We start from the raw sequence: 26,688 nt of genomic DNA, 5'->3' as shown, positions 1-26,688 counted from the left end.
CGTGACGGTGTCAACGCGTCCTCGGCGGTAAAGAGTGCCTCGGACGTGCGCGAGGATAACCGAGAGCCGCCCGACTAAGGTCGGTGCTCGGGGCTTCCGTTCCCGACACCCTATAAAGGAAAGCGCGCCGTGTTCGAATTAGTCTTCAAGCCGTGATCTCCGATCTGCCCAAATTGCTGCTCGTGCACGCCCATCCGGACGACGAGAGCATCACCACCGGTGGCACCATCGCGCGTTACGCCGCCGAAGGCGCTGAAGTGACCGTTGTCACGTGCACTCTCGGTGAGGAAGGCGAGATCATCCCGCCGTCCCTCGACGGTCTCGGTTCGTGGGCCTCGGACCAGCTCGGCGGCTACCGCGCGGGCGAGCTGGCGTCGGCCTGCGCGGCGCTGGGCGTCACGCGGCACCGGTATCTCGGTGGCATCGGCCGCTGGCGTGATTCGGGCATGGCCGGGACGCCGTCGGCGGCCCACCCGCGGGCCTTCTCCGGCGGCGACCTCGACGAGCAGGCGGCTCAGCTCGCCGAGATCCTCGACGAGGTCCGGCCCCAGGTCGTCGTCACGTATGACGCCTTCGGGGGTTACGGGCACCCCGACCACATCCGTGCGCACGAGGTCACGATGGCAGCGGCGCCGAAGGCCGCGTCGGTCGAGCGGGTCTTCCATACGGTTTCTTCCCGCGACGCCGTCGCGGCGGGCCTCGCCGCGCTGCGCGGGCGCTCCCCGTTCCGAGTCCCCGAAGACGGCGAACTGCCGGTGACGCCGGACGAGACCATCACGACCGTCCTCGACGTCGGCGCGCACATCCCGGCGAAGGCGGCCGCGCTGCGGGCGCACGAGACTCAGGTCAGCGTGCCCGCTCCGCCGCATCTCGCGGATCACTTCGCGCTGAGCAACGACATCGCGCAGCCGATCACCCCGGACGAGTACTTCGTGCTCGCATACGGACCGGCCGAAGGCACAGCGGCCGATCTGTTCGGGGGCCTCGCGAGGTGAACACGCCGCTCACCTCGCGGCAGCGTCTGCTGCTGGCCCTGCTGACCTTCGACGCGTTCCTGCTCGGACTGCTCGAACTGTTCTTCCTGCCGCTCCGGCTCGACGGGATCGTGCTGCCGAAGCTCGGGGACGCGCCCATGCCGGTGACCGTGGTGCTCGCGGTGATCACCACCCCGCTGCTGGTGCGGGCGACCGCGAAAGTGGTGCGGCCCTCCTTTTCGGTGATTCCGCTGCTCGTCTGGGTACTAGTCGTACTCGGAATGGGCGCGACCGGACCCGGTGGTGATCTGGTGCTGATACAGGACTGGCGGGCCTTGCTGCTGATCGGCGGCGGGGCGCTGCCCGGAGCACTGGCGCTGGGTGGTGGTCTGGGAAGGGCGGCGAAAGCCGCGGAGGGAGTCAGCGGTGGGTGAAGCGATTTCGGACCGCCAGGTCGTGGCGGTGCTGCGGCCGTTCGTCCGTGCCTGCGGGCCGATGGTCGACGCGCTGCGTGACGCGGATCCGTTCGGCCTCCAGGCCAGAGGGCGCCGCCACGAGGATCTCGACGGCGTCGAGCCCGGACTGAAGGACAAGCTGCTCAACGGGATCACCTCGGTCAAGGTGCCCGGCACCGCGGCGTGGGCCGAGATGTCGAACTACCAGCGGACAGACTGGTGGGTGAACCGGGTCGGCCGGTTCACCGCGCTGATCACCGCGATCCCCGGCCTCGGCGGAGCGCTGGCCGACCGGCTGCCCGTGCAGGACGCGCTCGGTTCGGCGGCGCAGGGGGTGTTGCTGTGCGCGATCGCGGGGGAGTACGGCGTGACCGACGTCGGCGCCCGCGTCCGGCTGATCGCGTGGGTCCTCTTCGAACGCGACATCGATCCGGTGATCGCGGCGGGCAAACACGCCGAACACGACAAGGCCGCCGAAGACGACGAAGCGGCGAAGCTCACCGAAGAACTCGACGACGCCAAGAAGAAGCACGGCAAGATCACCCTGAAGGCTGCCGCCGGCACGCTGTGGCGCCTCGGCCGTGGTCTGCTCGGCATCGTCGACGAACTGGAAAAGCGCCCTCGCGGCCGTCTTTTCCACCGTGCGCTCGGGAAGCTGCCGGTCGTCGGCATGGCGGGCGACTACCTCGGCGAGCGGTCCGGCCTCAAACGCGTCTGGAAGCGGGCGCACGAGTGGTTCACCGAGCACCCCGAGGGCGAGCTCACCTCCAGAACATGAACGCGTCTTGTCCGTATTGGGCAGCGAGCGTGAAGCCGCCGACGGAGTCGAAGACCGCGTAGGAGCCCTGCCACAGCAACGAGCTGGCTCCGGGTACGAGGAACAGCACGGCGAACAGCGCGAGCGGCGCCCACGGCCGGACCTTCGCACCGAGCTCGCGCGCACCGGGCGAAAGGTACGGCTCGATCGCGCCCCAGCCGTCGAGGCCGGGGATCGGCAGGATGTTCAGGATGAACGTGACGATCTGAAGCAGCGCCAGGAACGAGAGCCCGATCACGAGGCCGCTCGCCATCGGCACCAGCGCGACGACGAGGGTCAGCAGGACACCGACGGCGAGGTTGCTCAGCGGTCCGGCGAGCGAAACCCACGACTGGACGCCGCGTGACCGCAGGCGTCCGTGTTCGATCCAGACCGCGCCGCCCGGCAGCGGGATGCCGCCGATGATGAGGAATACCAAGGGCAGGATGATGGACAGTGCCGGATCCGTGTATTTCCGGACGTCCATGGAGAGGTAACCCTTATGGGCGACGCTGTGGTCACCACCCCGGAACGCCACTACGGCGTGGCCGAACTCGTGCAGCGTCAGGGACGCCACCCAGCCACCGGCGACGAGCAGGACGACGCCGGTGATGATGAGCGGGTCGTACTTCTGGCTGGAAATCGTCGTCGTGTCACCGAAAGCCGCCAGTACACCGCCCAGGGCGGTGACCGCGAGGATGCCGAGGAAGATCGGGCTTGGCCGCACTGCTGATCTCTGCACCCCTCCAGTCTTCCGTATGCCCGATGTGAAGTTCTCGGCGTGTCCCCTTGCGCTTCCGCGCGCGGGTATCCCCCGAACTCGCTACTCCGCTTGACCTGACCGCACTACACGGGTGTAATCACAGTGATGTCATTCGTCGCTGGAAGGGGGCGGCGGATGGTGTTTCAACACCGCCAGCCTGGGGAGTGCGTGGATAGCGAGGAGGCGGACGTGCGGTTGGAAGCAGATGGAAGGGAATGGGGGCAAGTCGTGGGTTGGGGTGAGGTCCCGGAGCAGCAACTGGGCGATCTCACCGAGCTTTTCGACGATGCCTCCGCGGAAGAGCAGGACTGGCAGGAACGGGCCCTCTGCGCGCAGACGGACCCGGAGGCGTTCTTCCCCGAGAAGGGCGGCTCCACCCGTGAAGCCAAGCGGATCTGCCTCGGTTGCGAGGTCAAGGACGAGTGCCTCGAGTACGCCCTCGCGCATGACGAGCGGTTCGGTATTTGGGGCGGGCTCTCCGAACGTGAGCGTAGGAAACTGAAAAAGCGAGCTGTGTGACGGCGATCTCCGGTGGCCTGTGCGCGCCGGAGATCGCTCCTGCCCGGTTCCACCAAGTGGGGCCACCAACGGGTGACAGGGTCGCGTCGTAGGGTGGCGGCACTCGACTTCGCCGCCACATCTGGAGTGCCCGTTGTCCCGCACTGCCGCGTCACCTGTGTTGCGCACGGTCCCCGTTCTGGCCATTGTGGTCTGTCACAACGGCGAGAACTGGTTGCCACTGGCGCTTTCCGCGCTGCGGCGCAGCGGAGTCCGGCCGCGGCACATCCTCGCGGTCGACACCGGATCCACCGACGGGACGGCGAAGATCCTCGCCGACGCGGCGTCCGTCGGCGAAGCCCCGGTCTTGGACGGAATCCTCACACTTTCCCGTGATGTCGGCTTCGGCGCCGCCGTAGGTGAGGCCGTCGAGCACGCCGTCGAACGCTGGGGTGATCCCGGTGGCTGGCTCTGGCTGCTGCACGACGACTGCGCGCCGGAACCCGACTGTCTCGAAAACCTGTTGGCAGCGGCCGAAAACGAGCCCGAGGCGACGGTGCTCGGCCCGCTCGCGGTCGACTGGAGCGACCCGCGGCTCATCGTCGAAGCCGGGCTGTCGACCGACGCCATCGGCCACCGGCAGCAGATCTCACCGGACGAGAACGACACCGCCGTGCTCGCGGTGCCGAGCGCGGGATCGCTGGTGCGGCGGGAAGCCTGGCACGAACTCGGCGGCTACGACCCGCGCTTTCCCTTGCTGCGCGAAGATCTCGACTTCGGCTGGCGTGCCAACGCCGCGGGCGGCCGCGTGCTTTCGGTGCCGGCGGCCCGGCTCCGGCACGCTCGCGCGCTCAGCACCGGACAGCGCGAACCGGACGCCCTCGGTCTTTCCCTCGCGACGGCGAACCGCGCGCACGGGCTGCGCGTGTTCCTCGTCAACTGCTCGCCACTGTCCTTTTGGTTCGGTCTTTTTCGAATTCCGCTGTTCGCGGTGCTGCGGGCGCTCGCGTTCCTGGTGCTGCGGCGTACCGGCGAGGCCGGCGCGGAGCTCGGGGCCACCTGGTACCTGCTGCGCGGTCGCGGCGGACTGCGCGCGGCCCGCGCCGAACGCCGGGAGACCGATCGGCCGGGCCACGTCCGCGGGTTGTTCACCGGCCGGATGACGCGGGTGCGCAACGCGGTGCGCGCCGGTGTCGTCGGTCTCGTCCGGCGTGGCGTGGAACGGGATTTCGCCCTCGGGACGGTGCCGGAGAGCGTCGATCAGGGAGGGGCCTGGATCCCGCCGGAGGCGGTGAAGGCCGGACAGGATCGCCCGGTCGGTCCCGGCGCGCTGCCCGCGGGGGCGATGCGCGGTGTCGGCTCGCGGGGGACGGGTCTGCGGCGGCCCAGCGGGGTCGTCGCGGTCGCGATCCCCGAAAAGCCCGCGGCGGTCGGCCCGAAACCGTCGCCGGTGCCCCGGGACGGCGGGCGGCGGCCGGAACCGGAACTCGTGTTCGTCGAGGTGGACCGGAAACGCGTCCTGGGCGCGACCGTGTTCGCCCCGCCGGTGATCATGCTCGTGGTGCTGACGGCCCTCGCCTTCGTGATCAACGGTTCCCGGCTCGGGCTGGACCTTTTCGGCGGGAAGCTGCTGCCGGTCGGCGGGCTCGGCGAGATCTGGTCGTCGTATCTCGCGCCGTGGCACGCGATCGCGGGTGGGACGGCGAGCCCCGCGCCCGCGACGTTGCCGGTGCTGGGCACGCTCGGCGCGATCTTCACCCCGATCGGCGGGCCGGCGGCGCTGGTCGCGATCCTGCTGATCGGTGACATCCCGCTCGCCGCCCTGAGCGCGTACGCCGCCACTCGGCACCTTCGCGTGCGTCGCTGGGTTCGGGCCGTCGTCGCGGCTGCGTACGGCGTGCTCCCCGCGGCCACCGCTTCGGTCGCGCAGGGACGGCTCGACGTCGTCGTCGTGCATCTGCTGCTGCCCCTGGTGATCGCGGGCATCGTCGGGCTGCTCGTCCGCGCGGACTCGCGATGGCTGCACGTTTCCGCGCTGAGCGCGATCGGGCTGGCGCTGATCGGCGCCTTCTCACCGCTGGCGCACGCGCTGGCGCTGGTCGGGTTGCTGATCGGGTTCGTGGTGCTGCCGTCGCCGACCGGGCTCGCGCGGCGGATCGCTTCGGTCGGCATCGTGGTGTTCCTGCCGCTGGCGTTGCTGCTGCCGTGGCCGAGTGTGCTGCTGCGGCATCCGGAACTGCTGCTGCACGGGCTCGGTGGCGGTGCCACGGCCGCGTCCGGGGCCGACCTCGCCGGACTGGACCCGGGCGGTCCCGGTGCCTGGCCGATCGGGGTGGCGCTGGTCGCCGCCGCGATCGTCGCGCTGGTGGTCCGGCCGTCGAAGGGCGCCGGTGGCGGTGTCGCGGTCGTCGTGCTGGGTGTGCTCGGGCTCGTGGCGGTGCGGTTCGTTGCCGTGACGCCGATGTCGGGCGGCGCGCACGCGACCGGATACGCCGGGGTGCCGCTGCTGGTGATCAGCGCGGGGTTGCTGTGGACGGTGCTGGCGACCTGGCAGCGAGGCGGGTCCGGGGTCGATCCCGCGCCGTGGTTGGCGAAGGTCACGGCCGTGGCGGGGGTGCTCGTGCTGCTGGCGCTGGCGACCGGTGCGGTCGTCGCCGGACGGGAAGGGCCCCTGCGGGCGGGTGAGCGTCCCTCGCTGGCGCCGGAGATCTCGGCGGAACTGGCTTCGAGCGGCCGCTCGGTGCTGGTGATCGGTGACCTCGCCCGGCAGACCGGTGGGCGGTTGCCGACTTTCGGCGACGACGAGTTCGCGCCGACGCCGGGCAGCGCCGATCGGCTCGCGACGTGGCGCCGGGACCTCCTGCAAGGCTCGCCGGACGCCGTCAAGCAGGCCTTCGCGGCCGCTTTGGCCTCGGGGGTCTCGTATGTCGTCCTGCCGAGCGGCGCGGACGGCGGTGCCTTTGTCGAACTCGCGCGTGACCTGGTCGCCCCGGCCGCACCGACCTCGGACGGGCGTCCGGTGCTGCGCCTGCTGCCCGCCGGCGGGCAGGTGGCGTTGATCTCGCCGGAACTGGCGCAGGCGGCCGTGACCGGGAAGGGCGCGCCCGGCGCGTCGCCCGGGGTGGCGCCGGTGCAGGCCGGGCTGCCGGACGTGCGGGTGCGCGTCTCGGAAGGACCGACAGGGCGGCTGCTCGTGCTGGCCGCGGAGTTCGAGGCGGGCTGGCAGGCGAGCGTGGACGGCAAGGCGGTGCCGATCGTGCGGGCGTGGGGGCATCAGGTGGCGGTCTCGGTTCCGCCCACGCCGTCGGAGGTCGTGGTGGAGCACCAGGGGACCACGCGGAATCTGCTGCTGCTGGCGCAGGTGGCCGCGGTGCTGTTCACGCTGCTGACGGCCGTTCCTGCGCGGAGGCGTTCTCCGGTTTCTTGAGCGCTTGTCTCGGTGGGTCCTGCTTGCGCTTCTGTCCGCTGCGCTTGGGCTCGCTGTCCTGAAGGCCTCCTTTGAGACGTTGAACATCTCAAAGGAGGCCTTCAGGACATTCGGCCGGGGTCGCCGGGCTTCTGCCGCTGGGTTTGGGCTCTGATGTCCCCAATGTGGCATTCGGGTCGCTCAGCGTCCCCACTGACGCATTGGCGACATCGCGCCTCCGACGGTAGGCCCGGTCGCCACGGCTTGGGAACCCTCTGAGCTACCTGGCCCACACGTCGGCCCCAGAGTTGCCCACAGCCCCTTCCCCTTGTGGACAACTCGGCGCTCCAGCGCTGTTTCCGCAGGTCCCGTCGCCGCCCCGCGATACACTGGGCTGGGGACGCCCCCCGGGGAAGGGCGGGGGCTGGGGTGCGGAGGTGAGGGTTATTCGCCTTCGATGACGTCGGGTTCGACGCCGAGGTAGCCCGCGACCTGTTCGACGAGGACGTCGTGGACGAGTTCCGCGAGTTCGCCGGGGTCCTTCGCGCGCGCTTCGAGTGGGCGGCGGTAGAGGACGATGCGGGCCCGCGTCGGGAGGCCGGCGCGGTCGACGCCGGCGGGCACGAGCCGCGAGAGCGGGACGGCGCCGTCGTGCAGCACGCCGTCCACTCCGGTCGGTGCGCCATCCGAGCGAACTTCGGGGACGTCGTCGACGGCGACGTCGAGCTTGGTCAGCTCGTGCCGCCACCGCGCTTCGATCGGTTCGAGCGCGTCCAAAACCAGCGCGTCGAACCTTTCCGCCCTGCTAGCGGCGGCGGGAAGGGTCGACGGATACAGCGCTCCGCGCAGGCCCCGGCCGTGCCGGTCCCGTCGCATCCGCCGTCGCTGTCGGGAATCACGAGCCGTCGCCACGAACCGAAGGGTACGCGCTCGGCGATTCAAAGCGCGTGTCGCCGGTACGCCCGGCCCGCGACGCGCTATCGTTCTCGATCGTGCGGAGCGTACGAAAGTGTTCGCGAACGGGTTGTCTCGAACCCGCTGTCGCCACGCTCACGTATGCCTACAGTGATTCGACAGCCGTGGTGGGCCCACTGGCCACCGCGAGCGAGCCGCACTCCTATGACCTCTGCGAGGCGCACGCCCTCCGGCTGACCGTGCCCAAGGGCTGGGAAGTCGTGCGGCACGAAGGGGCCTTCGCCGCCCCGGACCCGTCCGCCGACGAGCTGACCGCGCTGGCCGAGGCCGTGCGCGAGGCGGGCCGGTCCGACAAGCCCGCGCCCGAGCCCGAACCCGAGGGCCCCTCGGGCAGGCGCGGCCACCTGCGCGTCCTGCCCGGCCGCGCCTGACGCGAGGGCTCGCCGGTAGGCTTTCGAGCGCGCCAGAGGGCGTTGTAACGAGACTATTGGCGGGGAGCAGGCGTGCCAGACCTTTCGGGCATCGTGAAGGCCTACGACATTCGCGGCGTGGTCGGTGAGCAGCTGGACGCGGCACTCGTCCGCGACCTCGGATCGGCGTTCGCCCTGTTGATCAAGCCGGAGTCCGACTCCGTGGTGATCGGCCACGACATGCGCGACTCCTCGCCCGAGCTGTCCGCCGCGTTCGCCGACGGCGTGACCTCGCAGGGCCTCGACGTCGTGTCGATCGGCCTCGCCAGCACCGACCAGCTGTACTTCGCGTCCGGGTCGCTCAACCTGCCGGGCGCCATGTTCACCGCCAGCCACAACCCGGCGAAGTACAACGGCATCAAGCTGTGCCGCTCGGGCGCCGCCCCCGTCGGCCAGGACTCCGGTCTCGCGGAGATCCGCGACACCGTCGAGCAGGGTGTGCCCGCCTTCGAGGGCCAGCGCGGTTCGGTGACCGAGAAGGACGTCCTCGCGGACTACGCGGCGTACCTGCGCAAGCTCGTCGACCTCTCGGGCAGCCGTCCGCTGAAGGTCGTCGTCGACGCCGGCAACGGCATGGGCGGCTACACCGTTCCGACGGTTTTCGCGGGCCTGCCCATCGAGGTCGTCCCGATGTACTTCGAACTCGACGGCAACTTCCCGAACCACGAGGCCAACCCGCTCGACCCGAAGAACATCGTCGACCTCCAGGCGAGGGTGCGCGAGGAAGGCGCCGACGCGGGCCTCGCCTTCGACGGCGACGCGGACCGCTGCTTCGTCGTCGACGAGCGCGGCGAGCCGGTCTCGCCGAGCGCCATCACCGCGCTGGTCGCGATCCGCGAGCTGGAGAAGGAGCCGGGCGGCACCATCATCCACAACCTGATCACGTCGAAGGGTGTCCCGGAGATCGTCGCCGAACACGGCGGCAAGCCGGTGCGCACCCGGGTCGGGCACTCGTTCATCAAGGCCGAGATGGCCAAGAGCGGCGCGATCTTCGGCGGGGAGCACTCCGCCCACTACTACTTCCGTGACTTCTGGCGTGCCGACACCGGCATGCTGGCCGCGCTGCACGTGCTCGCCGCCCTCGGCGAGCAGACGGGCCCGCTGTCCGAGCTGACAGCGGAGTACTCGCGCTACTCGGCTTCCGGTGAGATCAACTCCACCGTCGACGACCAGGTCGCGCGCATGATGGCGGTCAAGGACGCGTTCGGCGCCCGCGACGGCGTCGAAATCGACGAACTGGACGGGCTCACCGTGCAGCTTCCCGGCGGCGGCTGGTTCAACCTGCGTCCGTCCAACACCGAGCCGCTGCTCCGCCTGAACGTCGAGGCCGCCGACGCCGAGGCCGTCCGGGCACTGACCGAAGACGTATTGGCGATCGTCCGTGGGTAACGAATGTGTCGTGAAAACGCACATAGAGACGTCCCACAGGTAGGGAGTAACCATGGCCGTCACGTTCGACGCACAGTTGCTGGAGATCCTGGCCTGCCCGTCCCCCGATCACGCGCCGCTGCGGCCGGGGACGACGGCCGACCCGGAGGCCGACGCGCTGACCTGCACGGAATGCGGTCGCGTGTATCCGGTCCGTGATGGAATTCCGGTACTGTTGCTGGACGAAGCCACCGAGCCGACGACCCCGAATGGCGCCCATGCCGACGGTCCCTGACGAGTCCCTGCTCGACGATCCCGCGAGGCTGGCCGAGGCCGACACCGCGGGGCTTCTCCGTGCCGCCGCCATGGCGGGCGCCCAGGTCCGGGCGACCGCCGAAGCCGCGGCCGAAATCGAGCTGAGCGATCGCCTGGACGTCGGGCGCCCGCGCTCGCTCGTGCTGATCGACCGGCCGGGGGTCAGCCGGACGCTGACCCGGCTGGTCGCCGCGCTCCTGACCCCGTCGTGCCCGGTGCCGGTGGTCGTCGCCGAGGTGGTGCCGAGCTGGATCGGCGCGCTCGACGTGGTCTTCGCGCACACGGACGACGCCGGTGACCGCGAGCTGGCCGCCTCCCTGGAACGCGCCGCCCGGTTCGGGGCGACCGTCGTGCTGTCCGCGCCCGGCGAAGGTCCCGTCGCGGCCGCCGTCGCGGGCAAGGGGCTGCTGCTCGCGCCGAGGCTCCCGGTCCCGCCGGAGATGGCGTTCCCGCGCGGGCTCGCCGCCGCCCTGCTCACCGCGAACGCGCTCGGCCTGCTCGTGGCCGACCTGGAGCAGCTCGCGGACCAGCTCGACGCGGAGGCCGAGAAGGATTACCTGGCCAGGGATTCGTTCGCGAACCCGGCCAAGGCGATGGCGCTGAAGCTGGCCGAGCGCCAGCCGCTGCTGTGGGGGCTGGACCCGGTCGCGGTCGCCGTCGGCGAGCACGCGGCCCACGCGTTCGCCGCGCACGCCGCCGTCGTCTGTGACGTGGAGGACTACCGCCAGGCACTGGCCAGGCCCGCTTTGCGGCGGGCGGCGTTGTCCGGGGGCGTGGATCGCGATATTTTCGCGGACCCTGAGGAGGGGGACGGCGCGACGCCGAGGGTGCTGCTCCTCTCGGTTCGGACCGGGCCCGCCGCGGAGGCGGCCCGCTATCAGGCGGAAGACCTGCTGCCCGGCAGCGACGTGATCGCCCCGGCCGAAGAGATCGAAACGGACGAGATCGTGCGTGCGGCCGTTCTCGCGCTGCGTTTCGAGCTGGCCGCGGTCTACCTGGGGCTGGCCGTCGGCAGCATCGGCGGCGCCGGGAGGTACACGCCTGCAACGGCGTGAGTCCCGAGCGCGACGTAAGCAATGAGGGCCGACACCACCCGTGCCCGGCGAGGAGTTGAGGTGACAGTGGAGCTGCTGCGCAATGCCGTGCGGCCCTACGCGTGGGGGTCCAGAACGACGATCCCCGAGCTGCTGGGGCGCCCGGTGCCGGCGCCGCATCCGGAGGCGGAACTGTGGATGGGCGCCCACCCCGGCGACCCGTCCCACGTCATCGGCCCCGACGGCACCGAGCGGAGCCTGCTGGAGCTCGTCGAAGCCGATCCCGTCGGTCAGCTCGGCACGACCTGCGCCGGCCGCTGGGGCGGCAGGCTGCCGTTCCTGCTGAAGATCCTCGCGGCCGAAGAGCCGCTTTCGATGCAGGCGCACCCGTCGGCCGCGCAGGCGGCGGAGGGGTACGCGCGCGAGGAGTCGGCGGGGATCCCGCGCGACGCCTCGAACCGCAACTACCCGGACCCGACGGCCAAACCGGAACTGGTCTGCGCGCTGACGGAGTTCCACGCGCTGGCGGGCTTCCGCGACCCGGAACGCACGATCGCGCTGCTGAAGGCGATCGAGACGCCCGGGCTGGCGAAGTACGCGGTGCTGCTGGAGGCCCAGCCGGATCCGGCCGGGCTGCGGGCGCTGTTCACCACCTGGATCACGCTGCCGCAGGCGGCGCTCGACGAACTGCTGCCCGAGGTCCTCGATTCGTGCGTGAAGCACGTCCAGGAACGCGGCGAGTTCGACGTCGAATGCCGCACCATCCTGGAGCTCGGCGAGTCGCATCCCCGGGACGCGGGGGTGCTCGCGGCGCTGCTGCTCAATCGGCTCACCCTCAGCGCGGGCGAGGCGATCTACCTGCCCGCCGGCAACCTGCACCTGTACCTGCACGGCACCGCCGTCGAGATCCTGGCGAACTCGGACAACATCCTGCGCTGCGGGCTGACCCCGAAGCACGTCGACGTGCCGGAGCTGCTGCGCGTCGTCGACTTCGCGTGTGGCGAGATGCCGGTCCAGAGCGGAGAACGCGAGGAGCGCCTGTCGGTGTATCGCACCGACGCGCCGGAGTTCGAACTGTCGCGGATCGAATGGGACGCTGGGGACGGCGGCGAGGTCGCCGTCCACGACGTCGGGCCGCAGATCCTGCTGTGCACCGCCGGTGGCCTGCTGGTGACGGCCGACGACGGCGAGCAGGTCGAACTCCGCCGCGGCCAGTCGGTGTGGCTCCCGGCCGCCGATCCGGAGGTCCGTGTGCGTCCGTTGTCCGGGGAGCGCACCCAGGTGTTCCGCGCCACCGCCGGCACCTGCTGATTCCTCGCGTTCAGTCCTCTGGATGCGGTACTTGCGTGTGCAAGGACCGCATCCAGAGGACTGAACGCGTGCGCGCTAGGCCGAAGTGTGTGCGTTCCGTGTGGTGGGTTCCGCAACTATCACCCGAAGGGGTGACCCGGCGCTTGGCGTCGGCTCGCCCCGGATGTCGATAGCCAAGGAGCAGCAGCAGTGACTTCCCATCCCGACGCGGCGAGCGGACGCGCTTACCGGGTGCCGGTCTCCGCGCGCCCCACCGCCCTCCTCGCCGCGCTCGGAGCCGCCGTGGTGACCGTGCTCGTCCCGGTCGTCGACCTGGTGCTCCCGCTGCCGAGCGGCCAGGACCTGGTCGGCTCCGCGCAGGCGCTGTCGGGGCTGGCGGGCGAAACGATCGAGTCCGTCAAGGCCGCGGGCTCCGGTCTGCACGGACTCGCCGCCGGCGCGGAGAGCAGGCTGAGCCTTCCGCTGGTCGTGCTCGTCTCGCTCGGCGCGCAGGTGCTGCTCACGGCCGCGCTGGTGGTGACCGGCAGCCAGCCCGTCCGCGTGATGCTGACCGTCGCCGGGCTGATCAACGTGTTCGCGGTCGCGCGCCTCGGGCCCGCCGCGCCGCCGGTGTGGGACGCCGCGGCCAACGGCGTGCTGGTGATCGTGCTGGCCTGGTTCTCCGCCGGACGGCGAGAACCACGGCTCGCCGCGGTGTGATTCCGGACTGATGGTGATTTCCGGGTGGTGCCCGTCTGAGGGGTCGGGCACCCCCCGGTCAGGCCGGGGCGGGTTCGGTGAGCGACAACAGCAACCGGACGAGGGTCGAAGCGTTGGCGTCGTGGGGGACTTCCAATCGCTTCGCCTCTTCGCCCGCCGCCTCGGCCGCGTTCGTTTCCCCGACGGCCTCGTACGCCCTGCGCAACACGTGCAGGGTGAGGGCCGTCGCGGGTTTCCCGCCCATGGCGCGGAATTCGTCAAGGCACTGGCGCAGCACGGGAATCGCGCGATCGGCCCGCCCGTCGCCGATCCAGCTCGCGGCGATCGCGCGCGTGCACGAAAGCTCTCGCGGTCGTTCTTCGAGCGCTCCGGCCAGCCGTCGCGCGTTCTCGTAGGCCTTCACCGCGTCGTCCCGCCGTCCGGCGCCCGCGAGGATCGCGCCCTGGGTGCGTAACGACTTCGCCAGCGCCGATTTCGCCGTCGTCCGGCGCAGCACACGGACCGATTCCTCGATCGTCGCCAAAGCCTCCTCCGGGCGGCCGTCGAGCATCAGCGACCACGAAAGTCCTTGCAGGGCAACACCGAGCTGCCGTTCGTCGCCGCGTTCGCGCGCGTGCGCGAGGCTACGCCTGTCGATCTCCAGCGCCTCGGAGATCTTGCCGAGGCGGTGCAACGCCGCGGACTCCGCCTGCCGCGCGTACGCCCCACTTTCCTCCACAGTGGACAGTTCGCGGGCCTGGGTCGCGGCGTGCAGGGATTCGCCCGCCCTGCCGAGCCCGACGAGGCAGCGCGCCAGGTTCGTCTCGACCCACGCCTGCGCGGAAATGTCGCCCAGCTCCGCCAATTCCTTCGAACACTCGCGGTAGCCCTCGGCGGCGAGCTCGTACTCGCCGCGAACGTGCAGCAGTACCGCCAGGTTCGCCTCGGCGATGACCATGATGTGCCTGTCACCGGCCTCGCGGGCGGCGTCGCGCAAGGTCTCGTACGCCGTCCGCATGTCGGTGTAATGACTGTGCAAGTACAGGTACGCGCTCAGCCTTTCCAGTATCCGCAACGCTTTCCGCCGCCAGCCGACGGCGCACAGCGACGAGACGGCGGTGACCAGGTTGGCCCGCTCCACGGAGAACCAGGTGCCGGGGTCACGCAGCAGCCGCTCGACCAGCTCGCCGGCCAACGGCTGCGCGGGCACGTCGTGATCCGACAACGGCATCGGCACCGTCCTCGGCAAGCGGCGGGCCGCCGTGTCGGCGAGGCACAGCGCCGCGTCCGACACCTTCGCGACCGTCGCGACCCGCTCGGCGTGGGTCTCCAACGCCCGGCCGAGTTCCGTGGCGAACAAGCGCACGAGATCGTGGACACGGAACCGCTGCTCGCCCGTCGGATCGAGACCGGTGGCTTCGAGCAGGCTGGCCTCGACGAGTTCGTCGATGGCCTCGTCGGCGTTTTCGCTGTCGGCACTGTCGATCAGCGTCGACACCGCCCACGCGGGCAGGTCGAGGGTGCGGCAGCGACCGATCAGCCGGAACGCGCGCCGCGCCGCCGGGCTCAGCGCCTGATAGCTCAACGCGATACTGCCGCGGACCTGGAGATCGCTGACCTGGAGTTCGTCGAGGCGCGAGACCTCGTCCTCCAGTTTCCCGGCGAGTTTCCCGAGCGGAAGACCAGGCCGCATCGCGAGCCTGCTGCCGGCGATCCGCAACGCCAGCGGGAGATTGCCGCAGGCCTTGGCGATGCGTTCCGCGTCCGCGCGTTCGGCGCCGACCCGGTCCGGCCCGGCCAACCGCGCCAGCAGGGTCATCGCCTCGGCGCCGGACAGCGGCGCGAGATGGAGCCGATCCGCCCCCGCGAGCCCGGAAAGCCGCTGCCTGCTGGTGATCAGCACCGCGCTGCCCGGCGTTCCCGGCAGCAGCGCGCGAACCTGGTCGGGGCTCGCGGCGTCGTCGAGCACCACGAGGACCCGCCGATCGGCGAGGCGGCCGCGATAGACCGCCGCCCTGGCCTCTACGTCGTCCGGGATGGCCGGACCGGTGACGCCGAGCGCGCGCAACAGGTCGCCGAGGACGTCGGCGAGTTCGCGGGGGTCTGAGGCGCCTGCCAACGGGACGAACAGCTGACCGTCCGGAAAGGACCGGCGGAGCCTGTGCGCGGTGCTGACCGCGAGCGTGGACTTGCCCGCGCCCGGTTCGCCGGTGATCACCGCGACCGGGACGCCCTTGCCGTCGCCGAGCAGCGCGGAGAGCTTCGCCATCTCGCTCTCGCGGCCGGCGAGATCCGCGATGTCCGGCGGCAGCTGGCAGATCGGGAAGACCGGCGCCGCCTTGACCGAGGGCACCGGATCCTCGCCGCGCAGCACGGCGGCGTGCACCCGGCGGACCTCGGCGCCGGGCTCCACTCCGAGTTCCTCGACGAGGGTGGCGCGCAGATCACGGTGGACGGCCAGCGAATCGGCCTGCCGTCCGGCGCGGTGCAGCGCGATCATCAGCTGCGCGGCCAGCCGCTCGCGCAGGGGATGTTCGGTGATCATCGCCTGGAGTTCACCGGTGAGTTCGCCATGCCTGCCGTCGGACAGTTCGGCGTCGACACAGTCTTCGAAGGCGGCGAGACGTTCCGACTCGAGGCGGGCGATGTCCGCGTCGAGCCGGGGGACGTGCAGTCCGGAAAGGACCGGCCCGCGCCATTCCGCCAGCGCCCGGCGGTAGTGCCCGGCGGCCGCCGCCGGATCGCCCGCTCGCGCCGCCGCCTTCCCCGCCGCGGCGGCTTCGCGGAAGGACAGCAGATCGAGGTCGGCCGGCTCGACCACCAGCCGGTAGCCGTGCGGATCCCGCTCTATCTCCAGCCCCTCGAACCGGGCCCGCAGGCGGGAGACGTACGTGTGCAGATTCGAGGAATACGACTTCGGTGGCGTGTCCGGCCAGAGGGTCTCGACCAGGGCGTCGACCGGGACGGACGAGTTCGCGTTCAGCAGCAGGACGGCCAGCAGGGCGCGCTGGTGATCGCCGCGCGGCGTCGTGCGCCGCCCGGGCGGGCTCTCGATCGTCAGCGGTCCGAGCACGCCGAATCGCGGCACGGGCACCTCCCCAGGTCATGAGAGGGGCGAGACTAGCGAGGGGGCCCGACAATTCTGTGACCTGTCCCGCCCGCCGTGTCCGGGCTCATCCGCACTGCTAGCCTTCGAACCCGGCATATCGGGACACCATTGGGGAGTTGCACGTGTCTGCAGGTGGCGGAACCAAGGCGATCATCGCCGCGCTCGTGGCGAACGCCGGAATCGCGGCCGCGAAATTCACCGGCTTCCTCATCACGGGGTCGTCCTCGATGCTGGCCGAATCCGTGCACTCGCTCGCGGACACCTCGAACCAGGGCCTCCTGCTACTCGGCCAGAAGACTTCGCAGCGCAAGGCGACCCGCACCCACCCGTTCGGTTTCGGGCGGGACCGGTACTTCTACTCGTTCATCGTCGCGCTGATGCTCTTCAGCCTCGGCTCGGTGTTCGCGCTGTACGAGGGCATCCACAAGATCAGCGAGCCGGAGGCCCTGACCTCGCCGCTGGTGGCGGTCGGCATCCTCGTGGTCGCGATCGGGCTGGAGTGCTACTCCTTCTACACCGCGATCCAGGAGTCGAAGAAGATCAAGGGTGACGCGGGCTGGTGGGCCTTCATCCGCCAGGCCAAGACGCCAGAACTGCCGGTGGTGCTGCTGGAGGACGCGGGCGCGCTGCTCGGTCTGGTCTTCGCGCTCGCGGGTGTCGGGCTTTCGGTGATCACGGGCGACCCGGTGTGGGACGGCATCGGCACCGTGACGATCGGTGTGCTGCTCGGCATCATCGCGATCATCCTGATCATCGAGATGAAGAGCCTGCTGATCGGCGAAGGCGCCTCCGAGACCGACCTCGACGTGATCGTCGACGAACTCGCCGCGGGCAAGGTCGAGCGGGTCATCCACATCCGGACGCTGTACATCGGCCCGGACGAGATGCTGGTGGCCGCGAAGCTCGCGCTGGTGCCGGGGCTGGAGACCGCGGACATCGCGCAGGCCATCGACGACGCCGAAGCGCGTGTGCGGGCGAAGGTGCCGACGGCGAAGCTGATCTACCTGGAGCCGGACCTGGACCGCGCGCTGGCCTGAGCCGGTCTCCGCTCGCTTCACGTGCCATGAAAGGTCCTTTCCTTGCAGAATTTGCAAGGAAAGGACCTTTCATGGCGTTGGCGCGTGATGGGGCCGGGCCGGGGCGGATGCTCGCTTCCGGAGGCGGGGCCGCGACCGCCATCCGGAGTAACCCCGCGTACTCCGGCGATCACCGCCAAGACCTCCCGGTACTTCGTTGCTCTCCCACCGCGCTGGCGATCCGGGCGGAGGATAGGGTCCCTTGAACCGCAGTCAGGTGTAGGAGGTCCAGGGTGCCCGGAAACGGTCTGTGGCGTACGAAATCCATCGAGCAGTCCATCGCGGACACCGACGAGCCGGGGACCAAGCTCAGGCGGAACCTGAGCGCGTGGGACCTGACCGTCTTCGGGGTCGCCGTCGTCATCGGTGCCGGTATCTTCACCCTCACCGCGCGGACGGCCGGTGACTTCGCGGGCCCGTCGGTCTCGCTCGCCTTCGTGTTCGCGGCCATCGCCTGTGCACTGGCCGCCCTCTGCTACGCGGAATTCGCGTCGACCGTCCCGGTGGCCGGGAGCGCGTACACGTTCTCCTATGCCACGTTCGGCGAGTTCATGGCGTGGATCATCGGCTGGGACCTCATCCTGGAGCTCGCGGTCGGCGCGGCCGCGGTGTCGAAGGGCTGGTCCGCGTACCTCGAAACCGTGCTCTCCTACATCTTCGGCAAGGGCACGAAGACGACGTTCGAGCTCGGCCCGATCCCGGTCGACTGGGGCGCCTTGCTCGTGGTGCTGGTGCTCGCGACGCTGCTCGCCGTCGGCACGAAGCTGTCTTCGCGGTTCTCCATGGTGATCACCGGGATCAAGGTCGCGGTGGTGCTGTTCGTGATCGTGCTGGGCATCTTCTACATCAAGGGATCGAACTACACCCCGTTCGTCCCGGACGCCCAGCCCGCCGCGGAGTCGGCGTCGACCGGCGTCGACCAGTCGCTCTTCTCGCTGATCGCCGGTGGCGGCAGCAGCGCGTTCGGCGTCTTCGGCCTGCTGGCCGCCGCGTCGCTGGTGTTCTTCGCGTTCATCGGGTTCGACATCGTCGCGACCACCGCCGAGGAGACCCGCAACCCGCAGAAGGCCGTGCCCCGCGGCATCTTCGGCTCGCTCGCCATCGTCACGGTGCTGTACGTCGCCGTGTCGCTCGTGGTCGTCGGCATGGTGAACTACAAGGATCTCGCCACCTCGGCGGGTGACGGCGGCAAGAAGACGCTCGCGTCCGCGTTCGCGGCCAACGGCGTCGACTGGGCGGCCAACATCATCTCCGTCGGTGCCCTCGCCGGTCTGACGACCGTCGTCATGGTGCTGATGCTCGGCCAGATCCGGATCATCTTCGCGATGTCGCGTGACGGCCTGATGCCGCGCGGCCTGGCGAAGACCGGCTCGAACGGGACCCCGAAGCGCGCGACCGTCGTCGTCGGCGGGCTGGTCGCGGTCGCGGCGACGTTCTTCCCGGCGGACAAACTCGAGGAAATGGTCAACGTCGGAACGCTGTTCGCCTTCGTCCTGGTCTCGGCGGGCGTGCTGGTGCTGCGCAAGACCCGGCCCGATCTGCCCCGCGCCTTCCGGGTGCCGTGGGTCCCGGTGATCCCGATCCTGGCGATCGTCGCCTGCCTGTGGCTGATGCTGAACCTGACCGTGCTCACGTGGCTGCGCTTCCTGGCGTGGATGGCGCTGGGCGTCGTCATCTACTTCGCCTACAGCCGTCGCCGATCACTGCTCGGCAAGCAGGACAAGGGCGAGGTGCCGACGTCCGTTTCGGACTGATCATTCTCGTTTCGGCGGCCCACCATTCCTTTGTGGATGGTGGGCCGTTTTCGTCCCTGGCCCGTCCGGTCTCGGAGTGATAACACCCGGGGGTCCCGGTGCCGCCGTAAAATCCGTGTGCGATACCGTCCGGGACCTTGCTTCCCCCCTGATGGGTTAACGCGACTCCTGCAGAAGTACCGCGAGTTGACCGCGTTCCCTCGGAGGTGGCGCCGCGCTTCGCTCGTTTGTTCCCCCGATCGGTACAGGAGAGCTCCGAATGCAGACCAAGCCCAGACGGCGTGTTCGTTCCGCCGTCACCGTCGTCGCCCTCGCCGCCGTGGCCCTCGTCGGGACCGCAGGCACCGCCCTCGCGACCCGCAGCGACGACCGCGCGACCCAGGTCGTGGATCGCAACGCCACCACTTGCGAGGGGGCCAAGGTCCCGGGCAAGGTCCTGCCCACCTCGGACCTGACCTTCACCGGTGGCACACAGCAGGACAAGTACCTCGACATCACCGCGGTCGCCAAGGGCGTCACCGTCACGGCGATCGTGGTCAAGGGCGGCCATGGCTACAACGTCTACGTGCCAGGGGAGAAGGGGCTGCCCGAGAACCCGCCGTGGACGCAGCTGCGTTCGCCGCTGAACAAGGGTGACCAGCAGGCTGACATCAGCCACTGGTTCGTCTGCGGTGAGAAGACCAAGCCGTCCGAGCCGACGAAGCCGACCGAGCCGACGAAGACCACCACGGCCAAGCCGCCGACGACGGCCCCGACTTCCCCGGACAAGCCGTCCCAGACGTCGGAAGCCCCCAGCAGCACCACCACCGCCCCGGCCCCCGTGGTCGACGGTAACGGCGGCAACGGCGGCGGCCTCGCGGACACCGGTTTCGACAACGCCTGGCTGCTGTGGGCCGGTGGCCTGCTGGTCCTGGCCGGTGCCGGCGTCCTGGTCCTGCTGCGCCTGCGCCGCAAGGCCAACTGAAGCTAGCTGACGCCTGAAGGCCCTCTTCCTCGTGAAGGGGGCCTTCAGCGCATCTGCGGGAAGTCCCCGAACAGCGATCCCTGCTCGCCCCAAGGGTTCTTCGGGCGTGGCCTGCCGAGGCCGGCGGCCATCGCGACGGCGTTGTCCCATTCGGCGTCGACGACGTAGTCGGTGTGCTTGAGGACCCCGGGTGCCCAGCGGTGCCGCCCGGTCGGCCCGCGCATCGGGTCGGGCAGCCAGTGGTCGCCGCCGAGGACCAGGACGCCCTGATCGTCGGCCTCGGCGGCCAGCGGCCCGGTCCCGCCGCCGGGCAGGTAGCCGTCGCCCAGCAGTTTCCCGGCCACCACGCGATGACGCCACGTCGTGACGCCGCCGCCGAAGATGTCCGTGCCGCGGCACAGCGCACGCCAGCGGCCGTCGAGGCCTTCGAACAGTCCGGCCAGCTGCGCCTGCGGCAGCATGGCGGGGAAGGCACGCTGGTAACCCCATTGCAGCGGTGACCCCGCGGTCAGCAGCCCGACCCGGTCGCGGTCCTCCGGCGGGAGATCGGCGATCACGCGTGCCGCGGCGAGCACGGTCAGCAGGCTGCCGAGGTTGTATCCGGAAAGCACGACCCTGGTGCCCGGATCGGCCAGATGTTCCTTGACCCGGTCCGCGAGTTCCGGCACGACCTTGAGCGCGTAACTCGGCGGAACGGTCGGATGGGCGGCACGCGGCCAGAAGCAGACGAGATCCGCCAGCGCGCCGAGGTGACGGCTGCGTTTGGGGGTCGTCGCGGCGGCGAACACGACGCGCAGCAGCCCGGCCGCCATCGCGCCCAGCGCGAACACGCCGATCGCGGAGAGAGGCTTGAACCAGCCCGGCAGCGGGCCGAAACCGAAGCGCAGCACCAGGAGCGCCCCGCCGCCCGCCGCCATCGCCAGCGCCACCGTGAGCGCGAGATGGTGCAGGTGCTTGCGTTCCCACGACGCACGCGCCCAGGCACTCGCGGCTTCCTCTTCCTGTGCCTTGTCGATCTCCATCAGCGCGACGATCTTCGGGATGCCGCGGCGCAGCCGTCGCAGCGGGACGGCGACCGCGAAGCCCAGCACACCGAGCACGACGGCGAGCGCGAGACCGGCACCCCACAACACGGTCACGAGCGCGTAGGTGTCGGGCAGCCGGAGTTCGCTCGCGCCGACCAGCTGCCGCAGCGCGACCGCGAGCCCCGCGCCGAAGCCGCCGCCGAGCAGACCGGCCAGCGCGACGACCGGCGCCGCCGCCCACCCGCCGAGCCACGGCCGCAGCCGGTGCGGCAGGTGCTTCCACGCCGGCCGTCCGAGCAGGGCCGCCGGGACGAGGATCAGCGCGAACAGCACGGTCACCGCGACCATCGCGGCCCCGAGCGCCTCGACCGTCCCGTCCGCTCCACCGAGCCCACCGCCAGGGAGCCCCGCGGGCAGCGGCGTCCGGCGCACGACGGCGATGCCGACCAGGACGACGGCGACCCCGATCAGCCCGCCCCGGATCACCGGCCCGGCCGAGAAGCCGACCGTCGAGGCCACCAGCGTGGCGAGGACGAGCGCCAGCGCGCAGATCCAGACGATCAGGTCGAACGTCGCGGACGGCAGCCGGAACGGCCCGCCGAGCAGCGGAAGCGCGACACAGGTCAAGGCGGCGACGGTGTGGAGGGTGCGCAGGCCGGGCGTCCGCGGCTGGTCCTGCGGTTGCAGCGGGCTCGAACTGGGGACGCGGTGCAGCCTGTTCCGCGATCGCCAGTCCGACGACGGGATCCGGTCGAGCACGAAGATCAGCGCCAGCAGCGGCAGCACCCCGATCGCCGTCCGCAGCGGCGCGAAGTCCCGCAGGAACGACGGCGCCCCTTCGAGACAGGTCGAACCGGGCGCGAGGCACTGCGCGGCGAAAAGGTCGAGCGAGACCACGGCGAGCTGGCTGATCAGCAACATCGTCAGCAACAGCGAGGCCACCCGCAGCAGCCCTCGGCAAACCGTGCCGAGCAGGGCCGCGAACCGCTTGCCCTCCGGGACCGGCGGCAGCATCCAGTGCGCGACGTTCGCCAGCGAGAACGGGAACAGCAGCGCCCAGGTCGCCTTCGCCGCGCCCCCGGAGGTCATCCCGCTCCACAGGTAGCCTTCGAGGATGCGCGGGATCGAACGGCCGAGCGCGGGCAGCACCGGACCGGGAGCGGGACGGCGCAGCCGGTCCGACGGCCGGATCAGCCTGCCGATCCCATCGCCCGCGACGTCGACCACCGACGTCGAATCCAGCAGGCTTTCACCGCTCGTGCCCACTAGCCCGGGTACGCGTATTTCGACGACGCGGGTATCGGGACCCGGCATGACCACGGTGAAGACCTCCAAACCGTTCCAGTGGGCTTTGAGCCGACAACGGTACTGTTCCGATGTCATCCAACCTTGGAGGAAGCGCGCATATGACCCCCGAAAGCGTTGCCAAGCGGCACGACACCCGCAACGGCATCGAGTTCGCCGTCGCCGATCTCGAGGCCGCCGAGTTCGGCCGCAAGGAGATCCGCCTCGCCGAGCACGAGATGCCGGGCCTGATGGCGCTGCGCCGCGAGTACGCCGAGGTCTATCCCCTGCGGGGAGCCCGGGTTTCGGGCTCGCTGCACATGACCGTACAGACCGCGGTCCTGATCGAAACCCTCGTCGCGCTGGGGGCGGAGGTGCGCTGGGCCTCCTGCAACATCTTCTCCACCCAGGACCACGCCGCCGCGGCGGTCGTCGTCGGCCCGCACGGCACCCCCGAGGAGCCCAAGGGTGTCCCGGTGTTCGCCTGGAAGGGCGAGTCGCTGGAGGAGTACTGGTGGTGCACCGAGCGGATGCTGACCTGGGACGGCGAGGGTCCCAACATGATCCTCGACGACGGCGGTGACGCCACCATGCTGGTGCACAAGGGAACCGAGTTCGAGAAGGCCGGTGTCGTCCCCGCCCCGGACGAGAACACCTCGGACGAGTTCCGCGTGTTCCTGCAGCTGCTGAGCGCCTCCGTCGCGGCCGACACCGGCAAATGGACCAAGATCGGCGAAGGCGTCCGCGGGGTCACCGAGGAGACCACGACCGGCGTGCTGCGGCTCTACCAGCTCGCCGCGGCCGGTGAGCTGCTGTTCCCGGCGATCAACGTGAACGACGCGGTGACCAAGTCGAAGTTCGACAACCGCTACGGCATCCGGCACTCGCTGATCGACGGCATCAACCGCGGTACCGACGTCCTCATCGGCGGCAAGGTCGCGGTCGTCTGCGGTTACGGCGACGTCGGCAAGGGCGCCGCGGAATCGCTGCGCGGCCAGGGCGCGCGGGTGATCGTCACCGAGATCGACCCGATCTGCGCGCTGCAGGCGGCGATGGACGGCTACCAGGTCAAGAAGCTGGAGAACGTCCTCGGCGAGGCCGACATCATCATCACGACGACCGGCAACAAGGACGTCGTGCTCGTCGAGCACATGGCGAAGATGAAGCACCAGGCGATCCTGGGCAACATCGGCCACTTCGACAACGAGCTCGACATGGCGGGCCTGCAGCGTTACCCGGGCATCCGGCGCATCACCATCAAACCCCAGGTCGACGAGTGGGTGTTCCCGGACGGCAAGAGCATCATCGTGCTGTCCGAGGGCCGCCTGCTGAACCTGGGCAACGCGACCGGGCACCCGTCCTTCGTGATGTCGAACAGCTTCTCCAACCAGGTGATCGCGCAGATCGAGCTGTTCACCAAGCACGAGGAGTACGACAAGGAGGTCTTCCGCCTCCCGAAGAAGCTCGACGAGAAGGTCGCGAAGATCCACCTCGACGCGCTCGGCGGTGAGCTCACGAAGCTGACCAAGGAGCAGGCCGAGTACATCGACGTGGACGTCGAAGGTCCCTTCAAGACCGACCACTACCGGTACTGACGACTGCCATGAAAGGTCCTTTCCTTGCAAAATTCGCAAGGAAAGGACCTTTCATGGCACGCGCTAGCGCCACTCGACCTCTATACCGGCCAGCCCCGGCCCGGCGTCGCTGAAGAAACCGCTGGTCACGCCGCCCATGTCGAGGGGCAGCTCCTCGGACTCGACGGGCACGGCGTCGTCGCGCGTCCGGAACTGCCGGGTGCAGCGGGCGGGCAGCGCGCCGAGCGCGAACTTCAGCTGCACCAGGTAGCTCGAGCACTGGTCCCGCAGCATCCGGAAGTACCCCGGCGACGCGGTGCCGGAGTCGTCGCGGACCTCGAAGCAGAACACGTGGATCTCGCCCTCGGCGAGCTTCCGGTCGAAGAGCAGTTCGGTGGCCATCGTCTCGGCCCCGGCGTTGCGCCGGATCCGGCCGACCCGGCAACCCTCGGCGGTGATCAGCTCGACGTCGCCGATGTTGCAGCCCGGGTCGCCGTTGTAGACGGTGACGTACCGGTCCGGGCCGTGCCGCCGGGCCCGGCACACCAGCCGGGTCTGGAGGCCGACCTGCCGGTGCGCGGCGTCGAAGGTGATCGTGTCGTGCACCGAGAGCATCTCGAGGTCGGCGTTGTAGCGATTGGACGACGGGTACGCGCCCAGTTCGGCCAGCAGCTGGTCGACGATCGAGCCCATGTCGCCGGACCGGATGTCGTGGAACGACGCGGCCATCTGGTGTCCGCGCGCCCGCGCCGTCCGCGGTCCGATCAGCACGACGAGCGCGTCCGGGGGCAGTTGCAGCACCGATTCCAGCGCACGCACCGCGGGCAGCGCCTTGGGCACCTCCGGCTGCCGCAATCCGCGCTGCCAGTAGCTCAACGTCGACTGTCCGATTTGGACGCCGCGGAGCCCGAGGTGGGCGCGGAGCCGGGCGAGTGACAGGCCCCGGTAGGCGATCGCCTGCCGGAGCGCGTGGTGGAATTCGCCGCTGCGGAGGGCCTCGACGAGTTCTTTGGGCAAGGCTTCGAGCGGCTGACGGCGCGTGCCGTCGATGATCGTCGGGGTGTCGTCGTTCGAGGCATGCCCTCCCGCCGAGGACGCGTCAGCTCGAGTCGAGGCGAGCTTTCCCGCCGAGAACGTATCGGCACCGTCTCGTGTCACCGCTCGTCCCTTCACCAGACCAGTGTGTGCGCTGAGCGTGAACACCGCGGAACGTTCACGTTAGCAGCGCACTGTGAACACTACGTCCCCCGTTCGGGGTGGTTGACCCCGGAAGAGTGACCGTTCCGGGGTGTGGAAACGCCCCGGAACGGTCCGTTCCGCCGAGTGCCCATCTTGCTCTGTGTGAGCCTGCTGTTCACCGTTGTGACCACATTGGTTCGCCATGGTGACCAGGAGGCCCGTCGTGCCTGTGTTCTCGAGGAGGTTTTGCGCCGCCGGCGCCGCGAGTCTCGTGGCGTGGCTGGCGATCCAGACCCCGGCGAGCGCGCTGCCCTCGCCGCCTGCCCGCCAGAACCCCATCGCCATGCAGACGCAGGAGAAGTCCCAGTGGTGCTGGGTGGCTTCCGGCAACACCATCGCGGCACACCACGGCGTGACCGTCACTCAGAACGAATTCTGCCGGATCGCCCACGACGAGCGCCGCCGGGAGTGCGCCGACGAGCCGGGAACGCTGGGTGACGTCCGGCGCGCCTTCGGCAAGCTCGGCTTCGCGGCCCCGGGGAACTACCTCAAGAGCCGCATCCCCTTCGCCGCCGTCCAGGCCCAGACCGGCGACGGCAAGCCCGTCCAGACGCGGGTCGGCTGGGCCGCGGGCGGCGGCCACATGCACGTTCTCTACGGCCACGACGCCGGCCGGAAGTGGATCTCGTGGGGGGATCCACTGCCCACCGGCAACCGCTACAACTGGTCGACCTACGACTTCTACTCGGCGAACAAGTCCTTCACCTGGACCCATACGCTCACCGGGATCCGGCGATGAGCGCGCGGAAGTTCCTCGGGCTCGCCGGGCTGGTCGCGGTCGCGCTGCTGGTCTCGGCGCCCGGAGCGCGCGCGGATCACCTGTCCGGTGAAGATCTCGCGGCCGCGAAGGCGGCTGCCGACGACCCCACGCTGCGTGCCGAAATCGGCCGCTTCTTCACACAGACGGGTGGTTCGGGCACTGCGCCGTCGGTGAGCGTCGTCGACGAATCCTTCCCGGTTTACGAGCTTTCGAGGGATTTCGTCGCCGGTGACGGCGCGGTCGCCGGGCGGCTCGCCTACGTCGCGGTACCGGTGGCGGCGTCCGACGGGCGGACCGCGACCGTCTGGTCGGTCCGCGGCGACGACGGCGTCTGGCGCGTCGGCAACATCGCGTCGGGTGACCGGGAAAGCGAACTGGCCCGGCGGCTGCCCGCCGGTGCGACGCTGCTCCACGAACCCCAGGTCGACGCCTGGTACGCGCTGCGCGACGGGCGGGTGACCCTGCTCGACTCGGGTGCCAGCGGCTACGCGAGCGGCGCCTCGGCCACCCTCGCGGAGTACCAGAAGACCGTCTCCGGCCGGTACGGCGCCATGCTCGCGAACTCGCCGTACGCCCAGGAGGGCAAGGCAGGCGGCTACAACGCCCAAGTGATGCCGCGCGGCGACGGCGGCCCCGCGCCCGACGCGCAGGACACCGGCTTCGTGCCGCTGCTGATCTTCGGCGGCTTGCTCCTCATCGGTGTCGCCGGCTTCTTCCTGCACTCGAAGAGGCGCGTCCCCTAGCGGACCGGTGGGCCGGACGTGAGCTGACCCGTCTGGCCCGCCGGTCGACCACCTCGTCATCCATCCATGCCCCCGCCACCGCCCTCAACGGAACCGCTTCGCGGTGCTGGTCATCCATCCATGCCCCCGCCACCGCCCTCAACGGAACCGCTTCGCGGTGCTGGTCATATTCTGAGC

Annotated in this window: 22 protein-coding genes; 17 read left to right on the top strand and 5 right to left on the bottom strand. The window is 70.3% G+C overall.

Annotated features, from left to right (window positions below; genetic code table 11):
- The first annotated feature begins 152 nt into the window (after positions 1-152).
- Genes mshB through AC069I_RS20605 form a run of 3 tightly spaced genes read left to right on the top strand, consistent with a single transcriptional unit; the run spans position 153 to position 2,207 of the window.
- On the top strand, positions 153-995 hold the full coding sequence (mshB, locus tag AC069I_RS20615; protein WP_478235186.1) for an N-acetyl-1-D-myo-inositol-2-amino-2-deoxy-alpha-D-glucopyranoside deacetylase: 843 nt from the start codon (positions 153-155) through the stop codon (positions 993-995).
- Positions 992-1,408 carry a hypothetical protein gene (locus AC069I_RS20610; RefSeq protein WP_478226281.1) on the top strand — a complete coding sequence of 139 codons (417 nt, stop codon included), beginning with the start codon at positions 992-994 and terminating at the stop codon, positions 1,406-1,408. Before mshB ends, AC069I_RS20610 begins: the two co-directional genes overlap by 4 nt.
- On the top strand, positions 1,401-2,207 hold the full coding sequence (locus tag AC069I_RS20605) for a hypothetical protein (RefSeq protein WP_378443474.1): 807 nt from the start codon (positions 1,401-1,403) through the stop codon (positions 2,205-2,207). Before AC069I_RS20610 ends, AC069I_RS20605 begins: the two co-directional genes overlap by 8 nt.
- Here AC069I_RS20605 and AC069I_RS20600 read toward each other — a convergent pair.
- On the bottom strand, positions 2,191-2,952 hold the full coding sequence (locus AC069I_RS20600; RefSeq protein ID WP_478226409.1) for a site-2 protease family protein: 762 nt from the start codon (positions 2,950-2,952) through the stop codon (positions 2,191-2,193). The genes AC069I_RS20605 and AC069I_RS20600 overlap by 17 nt on opposite strands.
- A gap of 171 nt (positions 2,953-3,123) precedes the next feature.
- On the opposite strand from AC069I_RS20600, the gene AC069I_RS20595 reads away from it, so the two are divergent.
- Both AC069I_RS20595 and AC069I_RS20590 read left to right on the top strand, forming a co-directional pair.
- A complete protein-coding gene (locus AC069I_RS20595) occupies positions 3,124-3,507 on the top strand; it encodes a WhiB family transcriptional regulator (protein WP_007028952.1) in 384 nt (127 codons plus the stop codon).
- Positions 3,508-3,640: 133 nt separating this feature from the next.
- Positions 3,641-6,913 (top strand): glycosyltransferase, encoded by a 3,273-nt coding sequence (locus tag AC069I_RS20590; protein WP_478266196.1) that lies wholly within the window; start codon positions 3,641-3,643, stop codon positions 6,911-6,913.
- A gap of 423 nt (positions 6,914-7,336) precedes the next feature.
- Here the strand turns inward: AC069I_RS20590 and AC069I_RS20585 are convergent, their stop codons facing one another.
- Positions 7,337-7,768 (bottom strand): metallopeptidase family protein, encoded by a 432-nt coding sequence (locus AC069I_RS20585; protein ID WP_007028954.1) that lies wholly within the window; start codon positions 7,766-7,768, stop codon positions 7,337-7,339.
- A 116-nt stretch (positions 7,769-7,884) separates the two neighbouring features.
- On the opposite strand from AC069I_RS20585, the gene AC069I_RS20580 reads away from it, so the two are divergent.
- From AC069I_RS20580 to AC069I_RS20555, 6 genes are all read left to right on the top strand, one after another.
- Positions 7,885-8,238 (top strand): DUF3499 domain-containing protein, encoded by a 354-nt coding sequence (locus AC069I_RS20580; RefSeq protein ID WP_073848429.1) that lies wholly within the window; start codon positions 7,885-7,887, stop codon positions 8,236-8,238.
- Between the two features lie 72 nt (positions 8,239-8,310).
- A complete protein-coding gene (locus tag AC069I_RS20575) occupies positions 8,311-9,666 on the top strand; it encodes a phosphomannomutase/phosphoglucomutase (protein WP_340687141.1) in 1,356 nt (451 codons plus the stop codon).
- A gap of 52 nt (positions 9,667-9,718) precedes the next feature.
- On the top strand, positions 9,719-9,940 hold the full coding sequence (locus AC069I_RS20570) for a Trm112 family protein (protein ID WP_478266195.1): 222 nt from the start codon (positions 9,719-9,721) through the stop codon (positions 9,938-9,940).
- Complete coding sequence (locus tag AC069I_RS20565) at positions 9,924-11,015, top strand: hypothetical protein (protein WP_478226284.1); 1,092 nt, start codon at positions 9,924-9,926, stop codon at positions 11,013-11,015. Before AC069I_RS20570 ends, AC069I_RS20565 begins: the two co-directional genes overlap by 17 nt.
- A gap of 66 nt (positions 11,016-11,081) precedes the next feature.
- Positions 11,082-12,305, top strand: coding sequence for a mannose-6-phosphate isomerase, class I (gene manA / locus AC069I_RS20560; protein WP_478226410.1), 1,224 nt, complete (start codon positions 11,082-11,084; stop codon positions 12,303-12,305).
- Between the two features lie 189 nt (positions 12,306-12,494).
- Entirely contained in the window at positions 12,495-13,004 is a 510-nt protein-coding gene (locus AC069I_RS20555) for a hypothetical protein (RefSeq protein WP_478226285.1), read from the top strand.
- A gap of 58 nt (positions 13,005-13,062) precedes the next feature.
- Here the strand turns inward: AC069I_RS20555 and AC069I_RS20550 are convergent, their stop codons facing one another.
- A complete protein-coding gene (locus AC069I_RS20550) occupies positions 13,063-16,071 on the bottom strand; it encodes an AfsR/SARP family transcriptional regulator (RefSeq protein WP_478266194.1) in 3,009 nt (1,002 codons plus the stop codon).
- Between the two features lie 143 nt (positions 16,072-16,214).
- Here AC069I_RS20550 and AC069I_RS20545 point away from each other — a divergent pair, with 143 nt between their 5' ends.
- The 3 genes from AC069I_RS20545 to AC069I_RS20535 all read left to right on the top strand — a co-directional run bounded on the left by AC069I_RS20545 (position 16,215) and on the right by AC069I_RS20535 (position 19,886).
- A complete protein-coding gene (locus AC069I_RS20545) occupies positions 16,215-17,129 on the top strand; it encodes a cation diffusion facilitator family transporter (RefSeq protein WP_478226287.1) in 915 nt (304 codons plus the stop codon).
- Between the two features lie 272 nt (positions 17,130-17,401).
- Positions 17,402-18,922, top strand: a complete 1,521-nt coding sequence (locus AC069I_RS20540; RefSeq protein WP_478226288.1) for an amino acid permease — start codon at positions 17,402-17,404, stop codon at positions 18,920-18,922.
- Between the two features lie 259 nt (positions 18,923-19,181).
- Complete coding sequence (locus AC069I_RS20535; protein WP_478226289.1) at positions 19,182-19,886, top strand: LPXTG cell wall anchor domain-containing protein; 705 nt, start codon at positions 19,182-19,184, stop codon at positions 19,884-19,886.
- Between the two features lie 44 nt (positions 19,887-19,930).
- On the opposite strand, the gene AC069I_RS20530 is transcribed toward AC069I_RS20535, so the two are convergent.
- On the bottom strand, positions 19,931-22,225 hold the full coding sequence (locus AC069I_RS20530; protein WP_478266241.1) for a hypothetical protein: 2,295 nt from the start codon (positions 22,223-22,225) through the stop codon (positions 19,931-19,933).
- A 92-nt stretch (positions 22,226-22,317) separates the two neighbouring features.
- Between AC069I_RS20530 and ahcY the strand changes: the two genes are divergently transcribed.
- The gene (gene ahcY / locus AC069I_RS20525; protein WP_478235193.1) at positions 22,318-23,790 is read left to right on the top strand and encodes an adenosylhomocysteinase; all 1,473 of its coding nucleotides are present in this window, start codon (positions 22,318-22,320) and stop codon (positions 23,788-23,790) included.
- A 63-nt stretch (positions 23,791-23,853) separates the two neighbouring features.
- Here the strand turns inward: ahcY and AC069I_RS20520 are convergent, their stop codons facing one another.
- Positions 23,854-24,822: a hypothetical protein gene (locus AC069I_RS20520; RefSeq protein WP_478226412.1), complete on the bottom strand. Its 969-nt coding sequence runs from the start codon at positions 24,820-24,822 to the stop codon at positions 23,854-23,856.
- A gap of 355 nt (positions 24,823-25,177) precedes the next feature.
- Between AC069I_RS20520 and AC069I_RS20515 the strand changes: the two genes are divergently transcribed.
- Both AC069I_RS20515 and AC069I_RS20510 read left to right on the top strand, forming a co-directional pair.
- Positions 25,178-25,747, top strand: coding sequence for a papain-like cysteine protease family protein (locus AC069I_RS20515; protein ID WP_478226413.1), 570 nt, complete (start codon positions 25,178-25,180; stop codon positions 25,745-25,747).
- Complete coding sequence (locus AC069I_RS20510) at positions 25,744-26,511, top strand: hypothetical protein (protein WP_478226291.1); 768 nt, start codon at positions 25,744-25,746, stop codon at positions 26,509-26,511. Before AC069I_RS20515 ends, AC069I_RS20510 begins: the two co-directional genes overlap by 4 nt.
- Positions 26,512-26,688: the final 177 nt, after the last annotated feature.

It is taken from the genome of Amycolatopsis sp. NPDC043885 (assembly GCF_056435685.1).
Note: the sequence above shows the minus strand (reverse complement) of the source record. Positions and strands in the feature narration are given on the sequence as shown.